The following is a 3,410-nucleotide window of genomic DNA, read 5'->3' as shown; positions in this document are numbered from 1 at the left end:
GTATCCTAGCATTGTTCCCAGTATTATTACTACTAATACTATCCATAAAGGGTGTCTTTTTCCTTTATCTTTCCGAAAGTCCTTGACTTGTTTTAGTTTTTCTATTAAGCTCAACATATATTTGAAAAGTTGCCGGTCACTCCTCATTTTACCTGACAGTGATCGCTTTTACTTTTGATATTCTGATGGGAGAATGAAACAGCCCTACCCTTCCCCCCTTGATAAGGGGGGCATCTGATAATTTTTAACGCCTACCTACTTAAAAACTGATTATTTATTTCCCTTTGCCTCTTGCCTTTTGCCTTTTGCCTCTCCTCATAACTAGCCTGTACTCAACGGATTTAGTATGATAGCTGACGGCAGCCCCTCATGGTTCGATCGATCTAGCTCTGTTACAATTAGAAAAATTGTGGAGTGAGTGAGATAACGTTTATGTGGGTTAATACTCAAAGTGAGATTATTAGTAAGGTTTTGCCGCCAGCAGTACGCCTGTTCTTAAGAACGCAAGTAGAACAGATAGAAGATTTAGAAATGCAGCTGCAAGGTCATGATCGGCAAATTTTGCGCGGTTATATCCCTGGGGTATTTTTGGCCGTAGGAAAAGCGATTTATCAAGGTTTACATCTAGGTAAAGCGCAATTAAGAGGGGAAAATATTCGTCTTAATATCGGGCAGGTTTTGCGAGGGAAACCCCTAAAAATTTTGGAACCTATTCGGGTTAGCGGTGAGGTAGAAATTAACGAACAGGATTTAAATAATTCGATCGCCTCGACTATTTTGGTTAATGCTTTGGCGGATTTACTAATTTTTTCCCTAGAAAATAACGGAATTGTTAACGCCAGAGAAATTATCTCACAACAGCGTTTTAACTGGAAAAATGTTCTTCTAAATCAGGGCTATTTCTCTCTTCTCGGCCATAGAGAAACAGGTGCAGAAGTAATTTTTACTGCTGATATCACCTTAAAAGATGCCCGCACTTTAGGGATTAGTCCCCGACAATGGCAAGGTTTAGCCCCAGATTTATCTATTGATTTGCAACCCTTTACCGTCGATTTAGGCAAAGATGTGGAGATTAAATCTTTTATTCTCGACGATCAAACTCTTTTCTGTCAGGGAAGTTTTTTGATTTTACCTTAAAAATAAACGGGATGATTCCGGTGGGTTAACTTAGTTTAACCCACCTAATTATTACCCCGGATTCTGTGCGATTAAAATAATTGTTTGTATTAGTCCAACTAGAAGACCGAGAATACCACCAAGATTAACAATTCCCTGTAATTCCTGTTTAACAATGCCTTGAATAGCATTTTCCAGATCGGCCGGGGAAGTGGCATTCACCCGATCGCGGATTACCTGATCGATGTTGAGAATCGGGATAATTTGGGCGACTAATTTCTCTAAATCTTCCTCTAAATAACGCTCTAAAATTAACGCTAACTCTTGACTAATTACCCCTAATGATGTAGTCATTGACTCCGAAGATTGCAGACGATTAATAATTAAATTAGCGATTTGATCCCAGTCGATCGTTTGTCCAAAATCTTGCAGAAATTGTTCGCCACTTTCTTGAATATAAATTCGCACCGTATCCCTAGTGGTTTTACGCAATTGTCTGACGGTGGAGATAGGTAAATTTTGCAAAGAGATACCTTGTAACCAGTTTTTCAGACGATTACGCATCTCTAAAGATAGTAATAATTCTTTGATTCTGGTATTAGCTAAATCCTTTTCATCAAGGCAAAAAGTGCGTAAGCGAGCGAGGGCATTGCGTAAACCGAATAAATTGGCTACTACCCAATAGGTTCCACTGGTTTTTTCCCGAAATCCTTCATCGATAACTTGAATATTGCGATCGGTTAAAAAATCGATTAAAGCTAGACGGATAACATCAGCAGGTAAGACAGTTTCTAATAGCCAATCGGAGAATTGTCGCGCCTGTTGTTCACTGAGAGAAAATTCTAAGACTAGGCGATCAAAAATTTGATTGATCTGTTTTTCTAAAAAGTCCTGCCGTCGGGCTAAAACTTTTAGTAATTTCGCTAAAGATTCCCCGAATAAATCGTGAAGAATCGCCGCCAAAATCTCGGCGGTTTTTGCTTGCCGATCGCCTTTTATTTGTTTTAAAGCTAATTGTAACAGCCAGAGTATCGCCCCCTGTACCCTTTCGGTGTCGAGGAGTCGTTTAGCCAGTTTTTGTAGTTCCTCGGGAGTTAACAGGGAACCCATGATCGTATCCGATACCCGGACAGCTAATCGATCTTGATTGCGAGGAATTAGCCCCGGGGTGAAGGGAAGAGGACGCTTACCGATATAAATCGCTTTGTAGGGACGAAATAGCATTTTTATGGCTACATCGTTCGTAAAATAGCCAATAATTGCCCCCGCGATCGGCGGTAAGAGCCATGTCCAAAGAGTAGGGAGATTCAATTTAGCAGCAAAAAATAAACGGAAATGTGAGTAAGTTATTTCTTCAAGACTAACACTCCCATCAGTCCTGCTAGGAGTGGATAGTGAACGGCACCGGAAAATCCCGACCGATAGCCTAATTTTACCTGTTCTGGGCCCAGGGGAAAGCGATCGATACTGGGACTAATATAAGCGTACTGGTCAGTTAAGCCGTAGCGCTCGGCAGCCGGAACGACGATATGCTCGAGATACCAGTTTTGGAATAGTTTGGCGATGGTTTCGGTGGGTTGATGGAAGTCAAGAATCGCCGCTTTAGCACCCGGTTTCAGGACTCGGTATAATTCCCCCAGACATTGGGTAATATCGACCACATTGCGTAATCCATAGCCTATAGTGGCACAATCAAAGCTAGAATCGGCAAAGGGTAAATTGAGGGCATCCCCTTCCATCCAGTTAATATTAGTGGCGCTAAAACGTTGACGGGCGATTTTTAATTGTTGTGGGGAAAAATCTAGTCCGATCACTTTGCCAGTTTTACCCACTTGTTTTGATAATAGGTTAGTCAGGTCGCCGCTACCACAACAGACATCGAGGGCAAAATCCCCTTTTTCGGGTTGACACCACTTGACTGTCATTAATTTCCAGACGCGGTGTAATCCTAAACTTAATTCTTGATTGAGTCGGTCATATTCGGGAGCGATCTGATCAAAAATTGCTTGTATTTCTGTGGGGTTAAGTGAGGATTGATTGGACATTTTTATAATATAGCACCGGAGAAAATCCCAGATGACGTTATATCATTCTATCTTATCTCCGCCCACGGGGATAAGCTGTTGACCGAAAATCTGGGTACAAGCCCCGTCTTGACGCTCCCCGCTCTAAAGAGACGGGGATTCTTCGTTCATTGAGTCTCCGTTAGCAAGCAGGATTTCTCCAACCAACCAAGAGGGAATCTCTCCCGAAGCGTTTAAAGTTTGCGTGCGCCCCACGCTACTTAATCCCTT

General features: G+C 41.9%; 4 protein-coding genes and 1 pseudogene. 1 reads left to right on the top strand and 4 read right to left on the bottom strand.

Annotation, left to right across the window (positions count from 1 at the left end; all coding sequences use genetic code 11):
* Positions 1-117, bottom strand: a 117-nt coding sequence (locus IM477_RS06710) for a transposase family protein (protein ID WP_287705283.1), incomplete at its 3' end; no start/stop codon positions are given.
* A 315-nt stretch (positions 118-432) separates the two neighbouring features.
* Here IM477_RS06710 and IM477_RS06705 point away from each other — a divergent pair.
* Entirely contained in the window at positions 433-1,137 is a 705-nt protein-coding gene (locus tag IM477_RS06705; protein WP_287170355.1) for an LmeA family phospholipid-binding protein, read from the top strand.
* A gap of 51 nt (positions 1,138-1,188) precedes the next feature.
* Here the strand turns inward: IM477_RS06705 and IM477_RS06700 are convergent, their stop codons facing one another.
* The 3 genes and pseudogenes from IM477_RS06700 to IM477_RS22995 all read right to left on the bottom strand — a co-directional run.
* A complete protein-coding gene (locus IM477_RS06700; protein ID WP_287731036.1) occupies positions 1,189-2,427 on the bottom strand; it encodes a DUF445 domain-containing protein in 1,239 nt (412 codons plus the stop codon).
* A gap of 35 nt (positions 2,428-2,462) precedes the next feature.
* On the bottom strand, positions 2,463-3,161 hold the full coding sequence (gene ubiE, locus IM477_RS06695; RefSeq protein WP_287731035.1) for a bifunctional demethylmenaquinone methyltransferase/2-methoxy-6-polyprenyl-1,4-benzoquinol methylase UbiE: 699 nt from the start codon (positions 3,159-3,161) through the stop codon (positions 2,463-2,465).
* 123 nt (positions 3,162-3,284) lie between these two features.
* A pseudogene (locus IM477_RS22995) lies at positions 3,285-3,410 on the bottom strand (RNA-guided endonuclease TnpB family protein); the annotation flags it as partial.

This window comes from Microcystis sp. M090S1, assembly GCF_020246295.1.
Lineage (GTDB): Bacteria > Cyanobacteriota > Cyanobacteriia > Cyanobacteriales > Microcystaceae > Microcystis > Microcystis aeruginosa.
The sequence above is the reverse complement of the archived record's forward strand: the minus strand, read 5'-3'. Positions and strand labels throughout refer to the sequence as shown.